This is a genomic window from Actinomycetospora corticicola (assembly GCF_013409505.1).
GTDB lineage: Bacteria > Actinomycetota > Actinomycetes > Mycobacteriales > Pseudonocardiaceae > Actinomycetospora > Actinomycetospora corticicola.
In genome coordinates this window covers 4,436,126-4,452,194 of sequence record NZ_JACCBN010000001.1, presented here as the reverse complement: position 1 = coordinate 4,452,194, position 16,069 = coordinate 4,436,126, and the positions used below count along the sequence as shown (strand labels likewise).

Sequence of the window (16,069 nt, the reverse complement as noted above, 5' to 3'; positions counted from 1 at the left end):
CCGGTCGTCCGGGGGTCGTGGCGGGGAAGCGTCGTTGCTGTCACCGAGCGACAGCAACGACGCTTCCCTGTCATGGGTGGGGGCTCAGGTGCCGTAGCCGTGGACGACGGCCGCCATGTCCTCGGCGCCGTGGCCCTGGGCCGAGGCGGCGGCGAGCCGGTCGGCGACCGCGTCGGCCAGCGTCGTCGCCGTGCCCGCCTCGGCGAGGGCGTCGCGGATGAGGTCGGTGTCCTTGATGACGCCGTCGAGCTCGAACGAGGGCGTGTAGTCGCCGGTGATCATCGCCTTGCCCTTGAGCTGCACGTACGGCGAGTCGACGGCCTGACCGTCCACCGCGTCGAGGAACTGCTGCGGGTCGAGGCCCAGGCCGCGGGCGAGCGCGATCGACTGCGCGGTGCCGTTGACCATCACGCCGATCCATGCGTTCACGGCGAGCTTGAGCTTGCTGGCGTCCCCGAGCGTCTCGCTCACCCACTGGGTCCGCGCGCCCATGGCGTCGAACGCCGACGCGACCCTGTCCCGCAGGGCGGACGGCCCGGACGCCAGGATCACGAGCTTGCCGTTCTCGGCCGGGGCCTTGGTGCCGAGCACCGGGGCGTCGAGCACGTCGATCCCGTGCTCCGCGGCGAACGCCCCGACGCGGCGGGTGCCCTCGATCCCGACGGTGCTCGCCTGCATCCACACCGCGTCGTCGCGCAGGGAACCCGCGGCGTCCGCCATGACGGAGAGCACCGGCTCGATGTCGAACAACATTGTGATCACCACGTCGGCCCCCGCCACGGCGTCCGCGGCGGAGTCGGCGACGGTGGCCCCGTCGTCGGCGAGAGGCTTCGCCTTCTCGGGGCTGCGGTTCCAGACGGTGACGTCGAGGCCCTCGCGCAGCAGGCTGCGCGCCATGCCCGCGCCCATGATCCCGGTGCCCAGGACGGCTACTGAAGTCATGGACGCCGGTTACCCCTACCGGCCCATCGTGAAGAACTCCGCATTCGGGCGCAGAGCGGTCAGGTGGGCCAGCCGGTTGGACATCGCGAACAGGGCCGCGATGGACCCGACGTCCCAGATCTCGTCGTCCGAGAGCCCCGCCTCGCGGGCGGCGTCGACGTCGTCGTCGGTGAAGCTCGCGGAGTCGACGGCCAGGGTGAGGGCGAGGTCGACGATCGCCCGCTGCCGGCCGGTCAGCACGGCGCCGTAGGGGTTCGTGCCGACGGCGTCGGCGAGGTAGGGGTCCTTGCTGCGCACCCGCAGGATCGCGCCGTGGGCGACGATGCAGTAGGTGCAGTGGTTGGCCCCGGAGGTGGCCACGACGACGAGCTCACGCTCGGCCTTGGACAGGCCGTCGTTCGAGTCCATCAGAGCGTCGTGGTAGTCCAGGAACGCCCGCAGCTCGCGGGGTCGACGACCGAGCGCGCGGAAGATGTTCGGCACGAAGCCGGACTTCTCCGCGATCGCGCCGACCCGCTCCCGCAGGTCGTCGGGCAGATCGGTGAGCTCCGTGACGCCGAACCGGCTGACCTCGTCCATGTCCCGAGACCCTAGGTGCCTCCGGCCTGTGAGTACTTCTCCGTGCCAGGACACGGAGAAGTACTCACGGGCGCGGAGCGCACCTGCCTACGCCGACGGCTGGAAGGCCACGTGGCAGCGGGCGGCGGTGACGTCCTTGATGCGCTGGACGGCGGGCTGGGACCGGGCCTGGAGCTGCGCGAGCCGGGCGCGGTCGATGCGGTTCGGGTCGCCGCGGGTGGCCGCGAGGGAGCCGAGCGCCTGGTCGGTGAGGTCGGAGACCGTGCGCCAGTCGGCGGCGAGCTCCGGCGGTGCGGTCGCGACGAGGTCGTCCACCTGCTGGCGGGCGGCCGCGCTCGCGGCCGCCACCCCGCCCTGCCCGGCCTGCGGTGACGTCTGCTCGGCCTGCACCCGGACGACGGTGTCGCAGTAGGACTTCACGGCCGGGTCGACCGGGGGCGCCGCCGCCTCGTCCGAGCCCCCGCACCCGGCCAGCAGCAGCGTGCCCGCCAGCAGGCACCCCGCCAGCACCCGACGTGCCCGCATCCGCCACCCCTGTCGTGTCGCCGTCGTGACCCGTTCGAGATGGTGTCAGCCGGACCTGCTCGCCCCGCCGTCGGGCCGGACGGGTGACGACGAGGGGGTGACGGTGCGGGTCCGCCCTCCCGCCGGGACCGGTGGCCGTGTCACAGTGACCCCCGGAGGGAGCCCACGGCGCGACGAGGAGGGACCGGGTGTGCAGGTGACCGACGAGCACCGCGCGATCGTCCGCCGGTGGTGCACGAGACGGGTGCCGGAGTCGCAGCGCGACTCGATGCAGATCTCGTACTCGGAGCGCGCCGGGCGCATCACGCTGTCCTGCCGCCGCGCACCGGTCTTCCCGGAGCTGGCCACCGAGTGGTCCACCGCCCCGATCGCGCAGCTGCGCTACGACGCGGCCGACGCCCGCTGGGTGCTGCTCTGGCCGGACTCCGGCGGCCGCTGGCACCGCTACCCCGACGAGACGAAGGCCTCGTCGCCGGCCCCGCTGCTCGACATCGTCGACGCGGACCCGACCGGCATCTTCTGGGGGTGAGTCGGGCGAGCGGAGCGACGGGGGAGAGTTCCGGGACCGGCGCAGCGACGGGCCACCCGGACGCGTCGACGATCGCCGCCCGGGTGGGTGCGTTCTCGCACCGTTCCCGACGTCGGGTCGACCCGTCCTCGCTGCCCGAGGTCCGCGCCCGGGACGGCGCGATGCGCCCGCCGCGCCGTGCGGCCGTGGCCGTCGTGCTGCTCGACGACCCGCAGCGCGGGCCGGGCGTGCTCCTCACCCGCCGCACCTCGAAGCTGCGCGACCACCCCGGGCAGTTCGCCCTCCCGGGCGGCTCGCTGGACCCGGGTGAGGACGCCGTCACGGCGGGACTGCGCGAGCTGGACGAGGAGCTGGGCCTGCGGCTCGGGCCGTCCGACGTGGCCGGCCTGCTCGACGACTACCCGACCCGCTCGGGCTTCGTCATCACCCCCGTCGTCATGACGACGGGGGTGGCCCTGGAGAGCCTGGTGCCCTCGCCGGACGAGGTCGCGCGGCTCTACCACGTGACGCTCGACGAGCTGGACGTCGAGCCGTACTACCTGGAGATCCCGGAGTCGGACCGCCCGGTGGTGCAGCTCCCGATCGTCGGTCACCGCGTGCACGCACCGACGGCGGCCGTGATGCTCCAGTTCACGGAGGTCGCCCTGCACGACCGGGCCACCCGGGTGGACGGTCTGGAGCAGCCGGTCTTCGCCTGGCGCTGAGCCGACGTCGTGATCGGGCGCCTTGACCGTTAACGATGCGTGACGAGCACCCCGTTCCCATGCGGCTCCGGGGCTCCCTCGTGTACCTGTGGTCAGGCACCCTGACGAAGGAAGCGTGAGCGCCTGTGTGCGGAATCGTTGCTGCGTACGGTGACATCGACCCGGAGAAGTGCGAGCGGATGCTCGCGCGGATCCACCACCGCGGTCCGGACGACTCCGGGCGGGTCCAGCTCGGGAGTGCGTGGCTCGGCCACCAGCGACTCTCGATCATGGACGTGACCGGCGGCAAGCAGCCGATCGCCGACGAGACCGACTCGGCCTACGTGGTCGGCAACGGCGAGATCTATAACCACGCCGACATCCGCGACCAGCTCTCGGAGGTCCGGTTCGCCACCGACTCGGACACCGAGTCGGCCTTCCGCCTGGTCCTGCGGGACGGCTCGGCCGCGCTGCACGACCTGCGAGGCATGTACGCGCTCGCCATGGCGCACACCGACGGGCACGGCGTCGTCGCCCGCGACCCGATCGGCATCAAGCCGCTGTACTGGGCGAAGCTGCCCGGCGTCACGCTGTTCGCCTCCGAGCTGCGCGCCTTCGACGAGGCCGACCAGCCGATGGTCGAGGCGTTCCCGCCCGGCTACGTGTGGAGCCCGGGTCTGGCCGAGTCCGGCGACGTCTCCGAGGGCACGATGGTGCGCTTCGCCGACGCCGTCCCGGTGCAGGTGCGCCCGGCGCGCTACGCCCCGGACAAGCAGTGGGACGACTCGGTGCTCGAGCACATCCGCTCGGTGCTCTCGGACTCGGTGCGCCGCCACATGATGTCCGACGTGCCGGTCGGGGTGTTCCTCTCCGGCGGGCTCGACTCGGCGATCGTGGCGGCCGTGGCCGCGCAGGTCGCGGCGGAGAAGGGGGAGAAGCTGCCCACCTTCGCCGTCGGGACGGAGTCCAGCGCCGACCTGCTCGCCGCGCGGGCGGTCGCCGAGTACCTGGGCACCGACCACCACGAGATCGTGCCGACCGCGGCGGACCTCGAGGAGGCCCTCGACGAGGCGGTCACGGTCATCGAGCACTTCGACCCGGCGCTCGTGCGCTCGGCCGTGCCGAACCTGCTGCTGGCCCGCGAGGCGGTGAAGCACGTCAAGGTCGTGCTCACCGGGGAGGGCGCCGACGAGCTGTTCGCCGGCTACTCCTACGTCCACGAGGACCCGGCGTTCGCGACGCCGGACGCCCTGCAGGCCGAGCTGGTCCGCTCGATCGAGACGCTGCACGAGCTGAACCTGCAGCGTTGCGACCGCACCACTATGAACTACGGCCTCGAGGCCCGCGTGCCGTTCCTCGACGCCACGGTGATGGAGGAGATGCTCGCGATCCCCGCCGAGTGGAAGCTCATGGGGGAGGGCCGCACCGAGAAGCAGCTGCTGCGTGAGGCGTTCCAGGACATGGTCCTCGACGACATCCTGTGGCGCGGCAAGGAGCAGTTCGGGGACGGCTCCGGCGCGGGCGAGGTGCTCGCCGGCCTCGTCGAGAAGGAGAAGGCGAAGGAGGGCGCGCAGGGCGCCGAGCCTCCCGTCGTCGAGGACGGCTGGGAACTGCGCAGCGACGAGGAGGTCGCGTACTACCGGACGTGGCACCGGTCGTTCTCCGGCGTCAAGCCCAACGCCACGCTCGGGGCGTTCGCCACAGCCTGACCGGAGGACCCGGGCCCGCCCGTTCCACGACGGGCGGACCTGGGTATCCGCCGGGTATGACTGACGTCCCCGGTATCGAGCTGAACAGTGGCGCGACGATCCCGCAGCTCGGGTTCGGTGTGTTCCAGATCGAGCAGTCGCAGACCGCGGAGACGGTCGCGAAGGCCCTCGAGATCGGCTACCGGCACATCGACACCGCCCAGATGTACGGCAACGAGGCCGAGGTGGGCGAGGCGATCCGCAGCTCGGGGATCGGGCGGGACGAACTGTTCGTCACGACGAAGTGCAACAACTCCAACCACGGGCGGCTGGACTCGCAGAAGGCGCTCGACGAGAGTCTGCAGAAGCTCGGCCTCGACTACGTGGACCTCTACCTGATCCACTGGCCGCTGCCGGGCAAGGACCTCTACGTCGACACCTGGCGGGGCTTCGAGGAGGCGGTGAAGGACGGCAAGACGAAGTCCATCGGCGTCTCGAACTTCCAGGACCACCACCTGGAGCGGCTCTTCTCCGAGACCGAGACGGTCCCCGCCGTCAACCAGATCGAGCTGCACCCGCACATGCAGCAGCTGGCCATGCGCTCCTTCGACGAGCGGCACGGGATCGCCACCGAGGCGTGGAGCCCAATTGGTCAGGGCAAGGGTGTCATCGACGAGCCCGCCATCGAGGGCATCGCGAAGAAGCACGACAAGACCGGTGCGCAGGTGACGCTGCGCTGGCACATCCAGCTCGGCAACATCGTCTTCCCGAAGTCGGTGACGCCGTCGCGCATCCAGGAGAACTTCGACATCTTCGACTTCGAGCTGAACGACGAGGAGATGTCGGCGATCGGCGAGCTCGAGCGTGCGGAGCGCATCGGCCCCGACCCCGACCAGTTCGACCGCTAGGGACCTCTCCTCCTCGCACGCTCCCTCGTCGAGGAGGACGCATGATCGGCCCGGGCACCACCGTCGCCCCCACGGTGGTGTCCGGGCCGTTCGCATGTCCGTCGCCCCCACGTCCGTGGCAGCGAAGCGTCGTTGCTGTCATCCAGCGGGAGGATCGCCCCCTCGTCAGACTCGCCGCGTGGTCACGAGCGCCGAACTCCGCCGCCGGCACGCCTCCCCGTGGGAGGCGGCCGTCGGGCACCGATTCGTCGACGAGCTCGGCGCCGGGACCGTGGACGACGCGGTGCTGGCCCGCTACCTGGCCCAGGACGCGCTGTTCCTCGACGCGTTCGTCGCCCTCCTCGGGGCGGCGGTGGCCGCATCCGACCGTCCGGGGCCGCGGATGGTCGTGGCCCGCCAGCTCGGGCTGGTCGCGGGCGACGAGGACGACTACTTCACCCGCGCCTTGGCCCGGCTCGGCGTGACCGGGCCCGCGACGCCCGCCGACCCGACGGCCGGCTTCCTCACGCTGATGGACGACGCCCGCCGCTCGGCCGACTACCCGACCGTCATGACGGTGCTGCTGGTCGCCGAATGGCTCTACCTCGACTGGGCCGAGCGCCTCGGGGACGCGCCGTCCGACTGGCTGTACGCCGAGTGGGTCGAGCTGCACCGGGGTCCGGCGTTCGCGGCCTGGGTGGGGTTCCTGCGTGACGAGGTCGACCGGGTCGGCGCCGACGAGCCGGCGTTCGCCCGCGCGGTCGAGCTGGAGCTGGCGTTCTTCGAGGCGGCCTACGGCTGACGTGGCCGCCCGCCCGTTCCGCGAGGTTGACGTCAGGCATGCTTTCCGGCGCGGCGGGCTGCCTGGTGTGACTCTCGGCGAAGCGTGGGGGTGCATGCCGACCCGCCCCTCGGCGAGGTTCACGTGAGGCAGGTTCCGGGGCGCTGCGGGCTGCCTGGTGTGACTCTCGACGGCGCGTAGCTCACGCCGCCGACGGGCTCCGCTTCGCCAGGCGACGACGCTGCGCGTCGAGGTGCGGGCGCGCCCGGCGCTGGCCGCCGCGGACGTCGATGGCGGCCGCGAGGGCGTCGAGCACCCGGACCAGCCGGTCGACGTCCGGTGACCAGCCGCGTCGCTCGCACTCCTCGAGCCAGTCGACCACCCCGCGGTGCCCACGCTCGCCGTTGCACCGCCGGCAGGCCGCGACCTCGTTCTCCAACCACGACGGGCCGCCCTTGACCTTCGGGATGACGTGGTCGGTGGTGGCGGGGACGCGGGTGTCGAGCGGGCGGGCACACCACACGCAGCTCGCGCCGTCGCGCGCGTGCGCGGCGGTGAGGCGCTGGGAACGACCGGGTTGCATCGATCTCCAGGATGCCCCTCGGTCGCGAAGATCGCCCGTGCTGCGGGTCCGGGCGTCCCGCCCCGAAGATCAACAGGCCCTCATCGGTCCCGCGGACCGGCCGCGAGACCGATGAGCGCCTGTTGATCTTCGGGAGGTCCTGCACGCATCCGGCGGACGACGTGCCTTCGTCATCGCGGGCGCTCCGCCGCCACGGCAACAGACGCCGGAATCGTCCACTGCAAGCGCTTGCGGCCCGGCCGGGTGAGCCCCGTAGGCTGGGTCAGCGTGACGACCGATGCACTCTGGTGGCGCGACGCCGTCATCTACCAGGTCTACATCCGCAGCTTCGCCGACGGCGACGGCGACGGGATCGGGGATCTCGCCGGCCTCCGCGACCGGCTGCCCTACCTGCGCGACCTCGGGGTCGACGCGCTGTGGATCAACCCCTGGTACGCCTCGCCGCAGGTCGACGCCGGCTACGACGTCGCCGACTACCGGACCACCGAGCCCGCCTACGGCACGGTCGCCGACGCGGAGAAGCTGATCGCCGAGGCCCACGAGCACGGGCTGCGGATCGTCCCGGACATCGTCCCCAACCATCTCTCCGACCACCACGCGTGGTTCGTCGAGGCCCTGGCGGCCGGCCGGGGGTCGGCGGCGCGGAGCCGGTTCGTGTTCCGCGAGGGTCGGGGGCCCGACGGTGCCGAGCCGCCGAACAACTGGCTCTCGCACTTCGGTGGGCCGGCGTGGACCCGGGTCGACGACGGGCAGTGGTACCTGCACCTGTTCGACCCCGGGCAGCCGGACGTGAACTGGGACAACCCCGAGGTCCACGCCGAGTTCGAGTCCGTGCTGCGCTTCTGGTTCGACCGCGGGGTGGACGGCTTCCGCATCGACGTCGCGCACGGCCTGGTCAAGGACCCGGCCCTGCCCGACCTCGCGGACGCGACCGACTTCGTCGGCTTCACCACCGGCCCCGGCGAGCACCCGTACGTCGACCGCGACGGCGTCCTCGCGATCTACGAGTCCTGGCGCCGGATCGCCGACTCCTACGACGGCGCCCGGATGTTCGTCGCCGAGGCGTGGACGCCGGGCCCGGAGCGGCTGGCCCGCTACGTCGGGGCCGGCCGGCTGCACACGGCGTTCAACTTCGACTACCTCGTCGCCCCGTGGGACCCGGCCGCGCTGCGCGGGACGATCGACACCAGCACCCGGTTCCTCGGTGCGGTGGGGGCGCCCGCGACCTGGGTGCTCGAGAACCACGACGTGGTCCGCGCCCCGAGCCGCTACGGCCGCCCGACCGTCGAGCGGCACGGCAACGCCACGTTCGACGAGGCCGACCCGGTGGACGTCGAGCTCGGTGTCCGGCGCGCCCGCGCGGCGTTCCTGCTCTACACCGCGCTGCCCGGCGGCATGTACGTCTACCAGGGCCAGGAGCTCGGGCTGCCGCAGGTCGACGACATCCCCGAGGCGGCCCTGCAGGACCCGACCTGGGAGCGCTCGGGTCACACCGAGCGCGGCCGCGACGGCTGCCGGGTGCCGATCCCCTGGACGCCCACCGGGTCGAGCTTCGGCTTCGGTCCCGACGGCGGGGCGTCCCCCTGGCTGCCCCAGCCCGGCTGGTTCGCCGACTACGCGGCCTCGGTCGAGGAGGGGGTCGACGGCTCGTTCCTCGAACTCGCCCGCGCGGCCCTCGCGATCCGTCGTCGTCACCCCGCCCTGGGCGAGGGCGACCTGGACTGGGTGTCGGCCCCGGGCGACGCGGTCCTTGCGTTCCGACGATCACCGGCCTTCCTCGCCGTCGTGAACCTGTCGGCGGAGACGGTCGACCTGCCCGACCACGACGGCGTGCTGCTCGCGAGCGGCCCGCTCGACGGTCGGCGGCTCCCGCCCGACACGGCCGTCTGGCTCGCCGCGCACTAGGCCGTCCGCCGACGTCGGCCCGAACGAGCGGCACGTTCGCAGCATCTGGGCGCGCGAGCGTGCCGTTCGTTCAGTCCGGGTCGGAGCCGACCACCGGTAGGTCCGAGCGCGTGTCGGCGACGAGGGCCCGGGCGGCGGAGTCGGTCGGCGCCTTCTCGGCGAGCGCCTGCAGGGCGGCGTCGGTCCCGACGTCGTGCCCGGCGGCCTCGGAGAGCAGCCAGCGCACCTCGAGCAGGTCGCAGTACGCCTGCACCGCCGTCCCGACGTGGCCGACGGCGGCGTGCGCGCGGCGCATCCCCGGCGTCAGGACGTCGTGCAGCCAGCTCGGCGCGGCCTCGTCCTCGGACACCGCGCGGCCCGAGGTCCGGGACAGCGCGCCCCGGTGGGCCTGCAGGTCGCCGAGGAGCTCGCGGGCCTGGCCCTCCCCGACGTCGAGCCCGGTCAGCTCGCGCAGCCGCTGCGCGTGGAAGCGGCGGTCCCCGACGCCGACCCGCAGGCGCACCGCCTCGCCGTCCGGGACGAGCGAGACCTCGTCGACGACGAAGCCCAGCTCCTCCAGGTCCCGCACCCGGGACTCGACCCGGTAGCGGTCGGAGAAGGCGAAGCGCGGCTCGGCGGTCAGCGCGTCCCACAGCGCCTGGTAGCGCGCGGGGACGCTCAGTGCCTCTGCGATGAGACGCGGCTCGATGTCCGGCGGTCGGCCGAGGGACGCCGCCACGTCGATCAGCCCGGCGGCCACGTTCTCCACGAGGATGTCGAGGTCCATCTGCCGCTGCCCGTCGGAGAGCGAGGGGTGGCTCTCGGCCGTCTCGGCGTCGACGAGGTGGGCCTGCAGGGCCTGCCCGTCGCGGGTGAACAGCGTGTTGGCGAGCGAGCAGTCGCCCCAGAACACCCCGTGGCGGTGCAGCTCGACCAGCAGCCCCGCCATGGCGTCGAGCAGCCGGGCGCGGTGCGCGGCGCGGTCCGGGGGCAGCCGCGCGAACAGGCGCCGGTACTGCCAGGACCCGGTGAGGAACCGGGTCACCAGGACCGCGGAGTCCTCCGGCACCGACCGGACGACGAGGCCGGCCGCCCGGACGGTCGGCAGGCCCATCGTCTCCATCCGCCGCAGGGCCTCGTACTCCTTGCCGGCCAGCCGGACCGGGAGCTCCTTGAGCGCCCAGAGCACCCCGTCGGCGACGACGAAGCGCACCAGGTGTCGGCTGGGTCCGACGTCGAGCGTCCGCAGCGGCACCGTCGCGGGGTCCCAGGACTCCAGCGGCACGTCCCAGGGGAGGTTGAGCAGCGCGACCGACGGCGACCGCAGCCGCAGTTCGGGGGCGCTCACGGGGGCGGTCCGGTGGTGCCGCGCAGGACGAGGTGCGTGGGCAGGACCTGCGAGGCGACGGGTACCGGGCCGCCCGGCTCCAGCAGCGCCCGGACCATCCGTCCGGCGACCACACCCTGCTCGTGGACGGGCTGCGCGACGGTGGTGAGGTCCAGCATCTCGGCCACCGGATGGTCGTCGACACCGATCACCGAGATCTCGCCGCCCACCCGCAACCCGGCCCGGCGCAGCGTGCGCACCGCGCCGGCGGCGATCTCGTCGGCGGAGGCGAACACGGCGGTCGGCGGGTGCCGCAGGCCGAGGAGGCGCCCCATCCCGTCCGCCCCGCCGGGTCCGCCGAAGGGGACGCGGACCACGAGCTCGTCGTCGACGTCGAGTCCCGCGTCGGCGAGCGCGTCCCGGTAGGCCGCGGTCCGCAGGTCGGGGCCCCGGTCGTCGGGGTCCTGCGAGGCGAGCAGGCCGATCCGGCGGTGTCCGAGATGCACGAGGTGGTCCACGGCCTGCCGCCCGGCCCGGTGGTCGTCGACGGTGACCGACGGGAACGGCTCGCGCGGCCCGCCGGCCGAGACGATGTGCACCCCGAGGAGCTCGAGGCGCGCCCGCTCGGCCTCGTCGACCTCGAAGCCGACGACGACGGCGGCGTCCACCCGTCGTCGGGCCGGGAGGTGCTCGAAGAAGGCGCGCCGCCCGGCGACGTCCCCGACGAGGAAGAGCAGCACGTCGACGGCCGTGTCGCCGCCCTCCCGCAGCCCGGCCTCCAGCCCCTCGAGCAGCCGCCCGAAGAACCAGCGCGACAGGTGCGGCACGACCACCGCGACGCGCGTGCGGGACGCCCCGCCCGCCAGGCGGGACGCCTCCGGGGAGACGACGTAGTCCAGGCCGGCCGCGGCCGTGAGCACGCGCTCGCGGGTGGCCGCGGCGACCTGCGGGTGGTTGTTGAGCGCGCGCGAGGCGGTGGACGCGGAGACCCCGGCGAGCCGCGCCACGTCGTCCAGGCTCGCCCCGGAGCCCACGGCACGGCGCTCCTCCTCGGCCACCCGGCGCCCGACGGGAGCGGGGGGTTCGTGAGCCACGTCACGCAGCCTAGGGCACTCCGCAAGCGCTCCCGGTGTGACTACGCCGACCGGACCAGGGCGTAGCTCCCCATGTCCGTTCGGTGACGATTCAAGTGTCCTGGGCGGTCTCACCGCTTGACATGTGAGACCTGGGTCACCACAGTCACACCGCAAGCGCTTCCACAGTGCCGAACGACAGGCCCCGATGAGGCCGGAGGACCACGCCCATGCGCTCTCCCACCCGGCGGCGGAGACCGTCCCTCGCGGTCCTGGCCGCCCTGGGCGTCTCCGTGCTCGCCCTGCTCGCGGGCTGCGCGAGCGGGCCGGCCGGTCCGCCGACGCTGACCTGGTACATCAACCCCGACGACGGCGGACAGGCCGAGATCGCGAAGCGGTGCACCGACGCCGCCGGCGGGCGGTACTCGATCGCGATCTCGACGCTGCCGCGCGACTCCGGCGACCAGCGCCAGGAGCTCGTCCGGCGGCTCGCGGCGAACGACTCGTCGATCGACATCATGAGCCTCGACCCGCCGTACATCCCGGAGTTCGCCGAGGCCGGGTTCCTCGCCCCCGTGCCGCCGGGCGTCGGTGCCCGCGTGAGCGACGGCGTCGTCCCGTCGGCGATCGAGGGCGCCTCCTGGCAGGGGCAGCTGGTCACGGTGCCGTTCTGGGCGAACACGCAGCTGCTCTGGTATCGCAAGTCGCAGGTCGCCGCGATGGGGCTGGACCTCTCGAAGCCGGTCACCTGGGACCAGATCATCGACGCCGCCGTCGCGCGGGGCACGAAGGTCGAGGCGCAGGGCAAGCGCGCCGAGTCGCTCATGGTCTGGACGAACGCGCTCGTCCGCTCCGGCGGCGGTCAGATCATCACCAACCCGCAGGAGACCGACCCGAAGCTGGTCACGCTCGGGCTGACCGACCCGCCGGCCCTCGAGGCCGCGCGCATCATGAGCAAGCTGGCGAACTCGCCCGCCGCCCCGGCGGCCTTCTCCACCGCCGACGAGGACTCGAACTCCGAGGCGCTCCAGAGCGGCACATCGGCGTTCATGGTCAACTGGCCGTTCGTCTGGTCCAAGGTCACGAAGGCGGCCTCCGAGGGCACCGCGCCCGCGAACACGCCGGACGACTACGGCTGGACGCTCTACCCGCAGACCCGCCCCGACCTGCCGTCGGCGCCCCCGTACGGCGGCATCAACCTCGGCGTCGGCCACGCGAGCCTGCACCCCGACCTCGCCTACGCGGCGACGGAGTGCATCACCAGCGCGCAGAACACGGCGTACTACTTCGAGTCCAACGGCAACCCGTCGGCGCGCTACGCCAGCTACTCCGACCCGGCCGTGCTCGCGAAGTACCCGATGGCGCCGGTGATCCTCCAGTCGCTCACCCTCGCCAAGCCGCGTCCACAGACCGCCTACTACGCCGAGGTCTCCGGCGGGCTCCAGCGGACGTTCCACCCGCCGGCGGCGATCGTCCCCGGCCCGACCAACCAGGCGGCCCAGGACCTGATCCTCGGCGTGCTGCGGAAGGACAGGCTGCTGTGACGACCACCGAAGCACGGCCGGCCGCCCCGGCCGCCGCCGGCGGGAAGCACCAGGCGAGCGACAAGTCGCGCTCCGAGGCCCGCCTGGCCTGGCTGCTCGCCGGGCCGGCGTTCGCGGTGATGCTGCTGGTCACCGCCTACCCGATCCTGCAGGCGTTCTACGAGTCGCTGTTCGACTACCGGCTCACCGACCCGGCGAACCGGTCGTTCACCGGCCTGTCGAACTACGGCGTCATCCTCACCGACCCGGTGTGGTGGGACGCGTTCGGCGTGACGGTGCTGATCACCGTGGTGACGGTCGCGGTGGAGCTCGTGCTCGGCTTCGCCCTCGCGCTGGTGATGGTCCAGGCGCTCAAGGCGCTCCGGCCGATCCTGCGCGCCGCCATCCTCATCCCCTACGCCGTGATCACCGTGGTCTCGGCCTTCGCGTGGCAGTTCGCGTTCGCGCCGGACTCGGGCTTCGTGAACTCGTGGTTCTCCTTCGTCGGGCTCGCCCCGGACACCGACTGGTTCGGCAGCCCCGGGTCGGCGATCTTCGTGATCTGCCTGGCCGAGATCTGGAAGACCACGCCGTTCATCTCGCTGCTGCTGCTCGCGGGCCTCGCGCAGGTCCCGGAGGTGCTGCAGGAGGCCGCGAAGGTCGACGGCGCCACCTGGTGGCAGCGGATGCGCAAGGTGACCATCCCGAACATGAAGGCGGCCATCATGGTCGCCCTCCTCTTCCGGACCCTCGACGCCTTCCGGGTGTTCGACTCCGTCTACGTCATGACGGCGGGTGCCAACGGCACCGAGGTGCTCTCGTTCCTGGCCTACCGCCAGACCATCGCGCGGCTCGAGATCGGTCTCGGGTCGGCGGTGTCGGTCCTGCTGTTCATCTCCGTCGTCCTCATCTGCGGCCTGTTCATCAAGGGCTTCAAGGTCGACCTGTCCCAGGCAAGAGGGGAGTGAGTCGTGTCCATCCGAGAGAAGGTCGGCTGGGGGATCGGCGGCCTGCTGATCGTCGTCTACTGCCTGTTCCCGATCGCCTGGATCGTCTCGCTGTCGTTCAAGTCCTCGGCGGACATCAGCAACGGGTCGTTCCTGCCCACGGTCGCGACGAACGAGAACTACGAGACGATCCTGACCGGTGACGCCGCGGAGCTGTTCCTGCCGGCGCTGCGCAACTCGTTCGGCATCTGCCTCATCGCGACCGCGCTCGCGTGCCTGCTCGCGATGTTCGCGGCCTACGCGATCGCGCGGCTCGACTTCCGGGGCAAGAAGCTCATCCTGTCGACCGCGCTCGCCGTCGCGATCTTCCCGGTGATCTCGATCGTCACGCCGCTGTTCAACCTGTGGCGCGAGATCGGGCTCTACGACACCTGGCTCGGGCTGATCCTGCCCTACCTCTCGCTCACCCTCCCGATCTCGATCTGGACGCTCTCGGCGTTCTTCCGCGAGATCCCGTGGGAGATGGAGCAGGCGGCCCAGGTCGACGGGGCGACCCCCTGGCAGGCGTTCCGCAAGGTGATCGTGCCGCTGGCCGCCCCGGGCGTGTTCACCACGGCGATCATCGCGTTCTTCCTGGCCTGGAACGACTTCGTCTACGGCATCTCGCTGACCTCGACGAGCGCCTCGCGTCCCGTCCCGGCGGCACTGGGCCTCTTCACCGGGGCCTCGCAGTTCGAGTCGCCGACCGGCCCGATCGCGGCGGCGGCCGTCATCGTGACCATCCCCGTCGTCGTCCTCGTCCTGATCTTCCAACGGCGCATCGTCGCCGGTCTGACCAACGGCGCCGTGAAGGGATAGCACCATGGCCGCGATCGAGATGAGTCACATCGTCAAGCGTTACGGCGACGGCTTCCCGGCCGTGAACGACGTGTCGCTCGACATCGCCGACGGGGAGTTCATGATTCTCGTCGGTCCGTCGGGCTGCGGGAAGTCGACCCTGCTGCGGATGATCGTCGGGCTGGAGGACATCACCTCCGGTGACATGGTGATCGGCGGGAAGCGGGTCAACGACAAGGCACCGCGCGAGCGGAACCTGTCGATGGTGTTCCAGAACTACGCGCTCTACCCGCACCTCACCGTCTACGAGAACATCGCGTTCCCGCTGCGGCTGGCCAAGGCGCCCGACGCCGAGGTGAAGGCGAAGGTCGAGCAGTCCGCGAGCATCCTCGAACTGCACGAGCACCTGCAGCGCAAGCCGGCCAACCTGTCCGGCGGCCAGCGCCAGCGCGTGGCCATGGGCCGCGCGATCGTGCGTGAGGCCGACGCGTTCCTGTTCGACGAGCCGCTGTCCAACCTCGACGCGAAGCTGCGCGGTCAGATGCGCGCCGAGATCGCCCGACTGCAGCGCCGGCTCGGGATCACCACGGTCTACGTCACCCACGACCAGACCGAGGCGATGACCCTCGGCGACCGGGTGTGCGTGCTCAAGAAGGGCGTCATCCAGCAGGTCGCCTCGCCGCGGGAGCTCTACGAACAGCCCGCCAACCTGTTCGTCGCGGGCTTCATCGGCTCGCCGCCCATGAACTTCCTCCCGGCGTCGGCGCGGGGCGGGAAGCTCGAGACGCCGTTCGGCACGATCGCCCTCGACGAGACCCGCGCCGCGAAGGTCGGGGACCGGGACCTCGTGCTGGTCGGCGTGCGGCCGGAGATGTTCGAGGACGCCTCCCTGGTCGACGAGGCGCTGCTCGACCGGGGCGCGCGGTTCACCGCGCAGGTCGACGTGACCGAGTGGCTCGGCGACTCGCAGTACGCCTACCTGCCCTACGAGTCGTCCCCGGAGGCGGCGGCCAAGCTCAAGGAGCTCGCCCAGGAGCTCGACGGCGACCAGCTGCGTACGCAGGCGATCGTCTCCATCGACTCCACCTCGCGGATCCGGGAGGGCGCCGAGGCGGAGTTCTGGTTCGACACCCGCAAGATCCACGTGTTCGACCCGCAGAGCGGCGAGAACCTCACCCGCGACGCGGAGGCCGGGGCCGAGCTCACCCGGCAGGCGGGGGAGGACCGGCAGGCCCAGGTCGAGCGGGCGCGGGCGGCCGCCTCCGCCTGAGTTCCCGACGA

The 16,069-nt window shown here is 72.3% G+C and carries 16 protein-coding genes; 10 read left to right on the top strand and 6 right to left on the bottom strand.

Annotated features, from left to right (window positions below):
* Positions 1–84 precede the first annotated feature (84 nt).
* The 3 genes from BJ983_RS21705 to BJ983_RS21695 form a co-directional block, all read right to left on the bottom strand.
* Positions 85–942 (bottom strand): NAD(P)-dependent oxidoreductase, encoded by an 858-nt coding sequence (locus BJ983_RS21705; RefSeq protein WP_179795719.1) that lies wholly within the window; start codon positions 940–942, stop codon positions 85–87.
* A 15-nt stretch (positions 943–957) separates the two neighbouring features.
* The gene (locus BJ983_RS21700; RefSeq protein WP_179795718.1) at positions 958–1,521 is read right to left on the bottom strand and encodes a peroxidase-related enzyme; all 564 of its coding nucleotides are present in this window, start codon (positions 1,519–1,521) and stop codon (positions 958–960) included.
* 87 nt (positions 1,522–1,608) lie between these two features.
* Positions 1,609–2,046 carry a hypothetical protein gene (locus tag BJ983_RS21695; RefSeq protein WP_179795717.1) on the bottom strand — a complete coding sequence of 146 codons (438 nt, stop codon included), beginning with the start codon at positions 2,044–2,046 and terminating at the stop codon, positions 1,609–1,611.
* 190 nt (positions 2,047–2,236) lie between these two features.
* On the opposite strand from BJ983_RS21695, the gene BJ983_RS21690 reads away from it, so the two are divergent.
* The 5 genes from BJ983_RS21690 (at position 2,237) to BJ983_RS21670 (ending at position 6,635) form a co-directional block, all read left to right on the top strand.
* Positions 2,237–2,575 carry a DUF3024 domain-containing protein gene (locus BJ983_RS21690; protein WP_179795716.1) on the top strand — a complete coding sequence of 113 codons (339 nt, stop codon included), beginning with the start codon at positions 2,237–2,239 and terminating at the stop codon, positions 2,573–2,575.
* A 161-nt stretch (positions 2,576–2,736) separates the two neighbouring features.
* The gene (locus BJ983_RS21685; RefSeq protein WP_246326441.1) at positions 2,737–3,279 is read left to right on the top strand and encodes an NUDIX hydrolase; all 543 of its coding nucleotides are present in this window, start codon (positions 2,737–2,739) and stop codon (positions 3,277–3,279) included.
* Between the two features lie 125 nt (positions 3,280–3,404).
* The gene (gene asnB / locus BJ983_RS21680) at positions 3,405–4,967 is read left to right on the top strand and encodes an asparagine synthase (glutamine-hydrolyzing) (protein ID WP_179795715.1); all 1,563 of its coding nucleotides are present in this window, start codon (positions 3,405–3,407) and stop codon (positions 4,965–4,967) included.
* A gap of 56 nt (positions 4,968–5,023) precedes the next feature.
* Complete coding sequence (locus BJ983_RS21675; RefSeq protein ID WP_179795714.1) at positions 5,024–5,854, top strand: aldo/keto reductase; 831 nt, start codon at positions 5,024–5,026, stop codon at positions 5,852–5,854.
* Positions 5,855–6,032: 178 nt separating this feature from the next.
* Positions 6,033–6,635, top strand: a complete 603-nt coding sequence (locus tag BJ983_RS21670) for a TenA family protein (protein ID WP_343054289.1) — start codon at positions 6,033–6,035, stop codon at positions 6,633–6,635.
* 181 nt (positions 6,636–6,816) lie between these two features.
* Here BJ983_RS21670 and BJ983_RS21665 read toward each other — a convergent pair whose 3' ends face one another.
* A complete protein-coding gene (locus BJ983_RS21665) occupies positions 6,817–7,197 on the bottom strand; it encodes an HNH endonuclease (RefSeq protein ID WP_179795712.1) in 381 nt (126 codons plus the stop codon).
* A gap of 267 nt (positions 7,198–7,464) precedes the next feature.
* Here BJ983_RS21665 and BJ983_RS21660 point away from each other — a divergent pair, with 267 nt between their 5' ends.
* Entirely contained in the window at positions 7,465–9,102 is a 1,638-nt protein-coding gene (locus BJ983_RS21660; protein ID WP_179795711.1) for an alpha-amylase family glycosyl hydrolase, read from the top strand.
* A gap of 70 nt (positions 9,103–9,172) precedes the next feature.
* Here the strand turns inward: BJ983_RS21660 and BJ983_RS21655 are convergent, their stop codons facing one another.
* Together BJ983_RS21655 and BJ983_RS21650 are read right to left on the bottom strand one after the other, a co-directional pair.
* On the bottom strand, positions 9,173–10,429 hold the full coding sequence (locus BJ983_RS21655; protein ID WP_179795710.1) for a DUF4032 domain-containing protein: 1,257 nt from the start codon (positions 10,427–10,429) through the stop codon (positions 9,173–9,175).
* Entirely contained in the window at positions 10,426–11,502 is a 1,077-nt protein-coding gene (locus BJ983_RS21650; RefSeq protein ID WP_343054288.1) for a LacI family DNA-binding transcriptional regulator, read from the bottom strand. Before BJ983_RS21650 ends, BJ983_RS21655 begins: the two co-directional genes overlap by 4 nt.
* Before the next feature lie 209 nt (positions 11,503–11,711).
* Between BJ983_RS21650 and BJ983_RS21645 the strand changes: the two genes are divergently transcribed.
* Genes BJ983_RS21645 through BJ983_RS21630 form a run of 4 tightly spaced genes read left to right on the top strand, consistent with a single transcriptional unit; the run spans position 11,712 to position 16,058 of the window.
* A complete protein-coding gene (locus BJ983_RS21645; protein WP_179795709.1) occupies positions 11,712–13,025 on the top strand; it encodes an extracellular solute-binding protein in 1,314 nt (437 codons plus the stop codon).
* A complete protein-coding gene (locus tag BJ983_RS21640) occupies positions 13,022–13,972 on the top strand; it encodes an ABC transporter permease subunit (RefSeq protein ID WP_179795708.1) in 951 nt (316 codons plus the stop codon). Before BJ983_RS21645 ends, BJ983_RS21640 begins: the two co-directional genes overlap by 4 nt.
* Before the next feature lie 3 nt (positions 13,973–13,975).
* The gene (locus tag BJ983_RS21635) at positions 13,976–14,809 is read left to right on the top strand and encodes an ABC transporter permease subunit (protein ID WP_179795707.1); all 834 of its coding nucleotides are present in this window, start codon (positions 13,976–13,978) and stop codon (positions 14,807–14,809) included.
* A 4-nt stretch (positions 14,810–14,813) separates the two neighbouring features.
* Complete coding sequence (locus BJ983_RS21630) at positions 14,814–16,058, top strand: ABC transporter ATP-binding protein (RefSeq protein ID WP_179795706.1); 1,245 nt, start codon at positions 14,814–14,816, stop codon at positions 16,056–16,058.
* Positions 16,059–16,069 lie beyond the last annotated feature (11 nt).

Bases quoted from the DNA above. Each gene is read 5' to 3' on its own strand.
- BJ983_RS21705 (WP_179795719.1), bottom strand. From the start codon at position 942: ATGACTTCAGTAGCCGTCCTGGGCACCGGGATCATGGGCGCGGGCATG.
- BJ983_RS21700 (WP_179795718.1), bottom strand. From the start codon at position 1,521: ATGGACGAGGTCAGCCGGTTCGGCGTCACGGAGCTCACCGATCTGCCC.
- BJ983_RS21695 (WP_179795717.1), bottom strand. From the start codon at position 2,046: ATGCGGGCACGTCGGGTGCTGGCGGGGTGCCTGCTGGCGGGCACGCTG.
- BJ983_RS21685 (WP_246326441.1), top strand. From the start codon at position 2,737: ATGCGCCCGCCGCGCCGTGCGGCCGTGGCCGTCGTGCTGCTCGACGAC.
- BJ983_RS21675 (WP_179795714.1), top strand. From the start codon at position 5,024: ATGACTGACGTCCCCGGTATCGAGCTGAACAGTGGCGCGACGATCCCG.
- BJ983_RS21665 (WP_179795712.1), bottom strand. From the start codon at position 7,197: ATGCAACCCGGTCGTTCCCAGCGCCTCACCGCCGCGCACGCGCGCGAC.
- BJ983_RS21645 (WP_179795709.1), top strand. From the start codon at position 11,712: ATGCGCTCTCCCACCCGGCGGCGGAGACCGTCCCTCGCGGTCCTGGCC.
- BJ983_RS21630 (WP_179795706.1), top strand. From the start codon at position 14,814: ATGGCCGCGATCGAGATGAGTCACATCGTCAAGCGTTACGGCGACGGC.